The sequence below is a fragment of the Xenorhabdus santafensis genome, assembly GCF_033949405.1.
GTDB lineage: Bacteria > Pseudomonadota > Gammaproteobacteria > Enterobacterales > Enterobacteriaceae > Xenorhabdus > Xenorhabdus santafensis.
Genome location: NZ_VCDN01000144.1, coordinates 1 through 3397 on the forward strand (window position 1 = coordinate 1; position 3397 = coordinate 3397).

General features: G+C 43.8%; 1 protein-coding gene. It reads right to left on the reverse strand.

Features of this window, described 5'->3' with window-relative positions; translation table 11 throughout:
• Positions 1-3397: Ig-like domain-containing protein (locus tag FE392_RS19295; protein WP_319931767.1), on the reverse strand; the 3397-nt coding region annotated here is incomplete at both ends.

The following is a 3397-nucleotide window of genomic DNA, read 5'->3' on the forward strand; positions in this document are numbered from 1 at the left end:
GACCGTCTTCACCTTAACGCCCTCTAATTCATTCACTAATTCAATATTAACCTTTTGGCCACTGATCGGATTGTCGTATTTATCCAATAAAGTCACCGTTAATACTGCTTCCTGAAGCTTATCTCCAACCTCAATTTTCTTCAGACTAGAAGTAAATGTTGATTTTTTCAGGTCAACCGATGAAGGCGTGACTGTCAATTCCGGCATTTTTTCATACTCCTGTCCGTCCAAAGAGGCTTCCAGCGTGAACTTTCCTACGCTAAGGGGGAGCAGGTCTATCTCTGCAATACCGAGTTCATTCGTTTGGCTGGCAGATTTTGGTTTATGTGTGTTGTCATAAACCATGTTTGATGGCAAGCGCCATGAAACCATTATGTCTTCCAATGGGTTATTATTGGCATCAATGACTTTCAGTGAATAAGTCACGGAATTGCCTACCTGCACCGGATTCTGGCTGACAGTGAAATCCGCCATCTTTTTAGTCCGGCTGTCACCAACAAGTTTTAGAACCGGTTTCTTGAGCAACTCCGTGCTATCAACAAATACCGTGAATTTCACCTTGCCACTTTTTGTTCCATTAATGGAGATAGCGTATTCTCCGGGACGAGCTTTATTTTCGATCACTTGCGAGGAAATATTGACACCACTCGCCTCAGGTGCCGTAACGTTAATCTGCGTTGATTGATTAGGAATCGCATTTTTAAACGTATCATACAATTTCACCGTGAGCGTCGTTGTATCCTTGCCATCCGCAATGATGCTGGGTTTAGATAACGTTAATTCTGACACGGTTGCATTCAGTTTGCCGGGCGTAAATACCGTATTCTGAGTATACGATTTTCCACCAGGCAGATTGACCGTGACTGTCGCCGTGCCGATTTCATTACTGCTCAGTTCGACTTTGGCAATACCCTCATTGTCTGTTAATACTCGTGTCCCGCTTAGCGATCCCTTGCCTTCAATGGACCAATCTGTCTGAATACCTGCACCCAGTGGGTTGCCATTTTCATCTGTCAATGAAATCGAATAAATGACCGTCTCATCGACAGTGACGCTGTCGCTGCCCTTAAGCACGCCATCAACACCTTTTTTACTCAATGTAAATGGATTTTTTTCATCTGTAGCCTGAGGTTTTGCACTGTTCGCCACTATCTCCAAGTTGACCGATTGATCAATACGCAAGTCATCAACATTCACAGTAATGTCCGTCTGACCGGCTTTTGTCCCGTGAATGGTCGCAATATAACTCCCCGCGTTATTTGGCCTGAAAACAGGGGCGATGGGCTTTATGCCCAAATTATTCGAAAATGCTAAGGTAATATTTCCTACGGTTTCCGTCAGCGTATTGCCATATTTGTCTTTCGGGGTAAACGTGATTTGCACGTCTTCACCAGCAACCGCAACATTTTTTGAGATAGTCACTAATGAATGGGCGGCTGAAAGTGCCCCTGCCATAAAGCGTGCCTGAGTTGATGCTGTTTTCTCTTCCGTTCCCAGCATCGCAGTAACTTGTGCATCACCAGCTTGTGTGCTTGCCAACGTTACCTCTGCGATCCCATTTGCATCGGTTTGGCTCGATATGGAAAACAGATCTCCCAAAGATGTTTTCCAACTCACATTGATTCCTGGCAGTGATTTATTGCCATTCTTATCTTGGAGTTGGGCTTTAATCTTGACATTATCCTGACCATCTGCGATCACCGGAATAAAACTCGACGTGTTTGTATTTTCCTTCACCATGGTCACGGTCGCCAACTGCGCCGTCTTTGCATCAGCCAAAAGTTTTAGCGTCGCGTCAAAATAAAGTTTCTCGGTGATTTTTGCACGGATAACAACCGTACCTTCCTTTGTCCCCGATGAAATAGTGACACCATAAGTACCGGTTGCAGATTCCTTTTGATTATGGAAGGTAATACTGTCAGCATCACCAGAGACGACTGAATATTTGATTTTTTCATTCTGACCGGGAATTAAATTCCCATGCTGATCTTTTAGAATCAACTTGGCTTCAGATTTTGTAGCTCCATTTGCCACAATTGATTGCGGTGATAAGGTAAAGCGGCTTTGGGATTTTATGCCTTCAACATCAGCCTGTTCAGAATCTGGTAAGATAGCCGTAAAAGTAACAGTATGCGTGGCTTTAATATTATTTGTCAGTCTGGCTTCAATCACTTTCTCCCCTGCTTGAGTGCTGGAAATCATAGTATTGGTTTTACCCTGTGCATCAATCAAACCCTCAACCGAGGTTAATGGGCTACTGTCCGATGAATTCCAGGTGATCTTCCCGCCAACCAAAGGGTTGTTATTTGCATCCACTGCAGTTGCAATAATTTTAATGCGTTCCTGCCTATCAGCTACAGCCACTTTGTTCTCACTCGTGAGCGTGATTTTAGCTGTCTTCAAATCTGCCTGCGTATCAATTGTAATGTGCTGGTCATTATTTGAATCGCCATAGTTTGCGGTTACCGTAATTGCTCCAGCTTGGGTCGTCCGTAATATTGTTTTTGCGTATCCATTTTCATCCGTTGTACTGGTTTGATTAATCACCGCACTGCTTTTATCTGCCGACCATACGACCTTTTCCCCTTTCAATGGGTTTCCATGCTGATCCAAAAGTTGAGAAACCAGCTCTACGCTGTCTTTATCATCGGCAATAAGCGCTTCAGATTTTGATGCCGTTATTGCAGAAAGCTTTCCGGTAGATAAATCAGCTTTAAACTGGATAGGTTCTGAGGTACTTGAGCTGGTTTCTGAGCCTTTATTCACACTGGCCGTCACTTTGACATTAGACGCTTTTCTGCTGGTTATGGTGGTAACAGCCACACCATTGTCACCGGTCTCTGATTGAACACTTCCGAATGCAACACTGTCTTTGTCGCTATCAGACGTCCAACGAACGGTGATTGATGGCAGTACATTGCCATGTTTATCAGTAACAAAAGCGTTTAAGGAAACCGGCGTTTTACCATCAGCAATATATTTTCCATCTGAATCCGGTTTATTTTTACTCGTATCCAATTCCACTTTTACGACATTGGCAGTCCTGTTATCCCCAATAAACAACATGGATAACTCCGACTGCACAGTTCCAGTACTTCTGTTAATAAACGCGGTCACCATCGTTGTTCCTGACTTGGTGCTGCTGATTGAGCTATCAACTTTCCCTTCTTTATCTGTTTTCAGCCCTCCCGACGTTATTTGAGCCTGATTATCCGCCTGGAAAGTCACCTCGGCATCAGGCAATAAATTACCTGATTTATCCGTGACAATTGCCCTGACACGATATTTGGTTTTTCCATCCGCGATAAACTTATCGTCTTTTTTGGCAATAGAACCATCCGGGTGAATAACTTGCAAATTCCCCTCTGCAATCTGCGCCGTTTTTTCATCCGGAATA